Annotated in this window: 1 protein-coding gene; it reads left to right on the forward strand. The window is 49.5% G+C overall.

What is annotated here, in order from left to right; genetic code table 11:
• Positions 1-1,916: adenylate/guanylate cyclase domain-containing protein (locus AC2FNV_RS23445; protein WP_496774721.1), on the forward strand; the 1,916-nt coding region annotated here is incomplete at its 5' end.
• Positions 1,917-2,041 lie beyond the last annotated feature (125 nt).

Genomic DNA, 2,041 nt, shown 5'->3' on the forward strand with positions numbered 1-2,041 from the left:
GAAAGTCAAACTGTATGAATGAGCACCCTCAGAGGCGGTTGGCCGCGATAATGATGCTGGACGTAGTAGATTACTCCCAGCATATGGCCAATGATGAGGAGGGCACGCTCAACCGTCTTTTGAAAGTTCGTTCCAACCTGTTGGAACCGGTAATTTCCTATCACGTTGGGAGAATCGTAAAAAACATTGGCGACGGATTGCTGGTTGAGTTCTCAAGTGTGACCGAAGCCATGCTCTGTGCGCTGGAAATCCAAGAACAGTTGATGGAAGTGCAAAAAGATAGTCAGGAAACGACACCATTTTTTTTGAGAATTGGCCTAAATCTGGGTGAGGTCATAGTCGATGCCGACGACATTTATGGGAACGGAGTTAACGTCGCTGCGCGCGTAGAAGCGTTGGCAGAGCCAGGTGGCATAGCAGTGACCGCAGTAGTGAAAGAACACTTGCAGGGCGCCAAGGAAATATCTTTTGAGGATGTCGGAGAGGTTGAAGTAAAAAACATTCCAAAACCCATTCGTATTTTCCACGCAAAGCGAAACTCCGACGTTGAATATTTCTTGCACGCGACTGGGAAGAAACGGGCTCCCAATCGAAACTTCTTTCGAAAAGTAAGCGCTCTGATCGGACTGGCGGTCGTTGTTGCGCTTCTTGCAATATATTTTTTGGAAAAGACGAAACTAGAGGAAATGCCCGAGTCTTCCGATGTGACCGCAATGCAGTCAGCACTTGAGAAACCGTCGGTTATCGTAATGCCGTTTGACAACCTGTCCGGCGACCCAGGCCAACGATATTTTTCTGACGGCATGACAAACAATCTGATTACGGATCTCAGTCATGTTGGCGATTTGCTGGTCATTGCACGCAACACCAGCTTTTCGTTCCGAGACCGCGGTGAATCGACAGATCCTAAGTCGGTCGGAAAGGCGTTAGGTGTTCGATATGTTGTCGAAGGAAGCATCCAAAGGTCGGGTCCAACGGTAAGGATAAATGTCAGCCTGACGGATGCGCATACAGGTTTGCAACTTTGGGCTGATCGATATGACGGAGAACTGGAAAATCTTTTTGAGCTCCAGGACAATACCGCTGCAGATATTATCGAAGCCTTAGAGATACAGTTGACCGAAGATGAAAGGCGACAGCTCTCCAAGCGCTATACTTCAAGCCTCGAAGCATACGACCTTTATTTACGTGCATGGGAGGCAATCTTCAGATTCAATTCTACTGGTCGACTCGAAGCACAGCAATATTTGCGCCAAGCACTACAAATAGATCCGGAATTTGCTCTTGCCAGGGCACTTTTGGCCACCAGTTACACCAATCGCAGCGGCGATATGCTGCAAAACAACGAGCTGATGCTAGATCGTGCGCTGTCACTGGCAGTTGAGGCGCAAAACAACGATCCTGACCTGCCGGCGGTACAATCCACGCTCGGCCTCGTCCAAATGTTCAGACGAGAGTTCGAGGCCGCCGAGGAAGCGTTTGCGCGTGCGATTGAATTGGACCCGAATTACGCAGATGCCTATGCCATGCGTTCGTGGAACAGGCATTATGCGGGCGAACCCGAGAAAGCATTGGAAGGTTTCAAATACGCTTTGCTTCTCAACCCGCGCGCACCATTTCCTTACCTCAACGCTATCGCGGAAGTACACTTTAGCCTCGGCAACTACCAAGAATCGATTAGGTACAACCTGGAGGCGACCGAAAGAAATCCGGAAGCACTCAGAAACAGATTATTCCTTGCAGCGGCATATTCAGAACTTGGAGACATGGAGGAGGCGAATTGGGAGGTTCAAGAAGCCTTGGCACTTCAACCGGATCTTACGCTGTCCAGCCTCATCTACATTGCACCCTATAGAGACACGAGTACTGCCGAGCGACTAAGGACAGCGCTCAGTTCCGCCGGACTGCCAGAATAGTTTTGTGTGGCCGCTTAATCTAGCTGGTTTGACTTAAATCATACCGCGTTTGCCGACGCCCGCTAAACTGCCCGTCCTATTAAACTGGATGGGAGAAAATTCGATGACCAAACGCAACTGGTTAC

The organism is Ruegeria sp. BHSA163 (assembly GCF_059613365.1).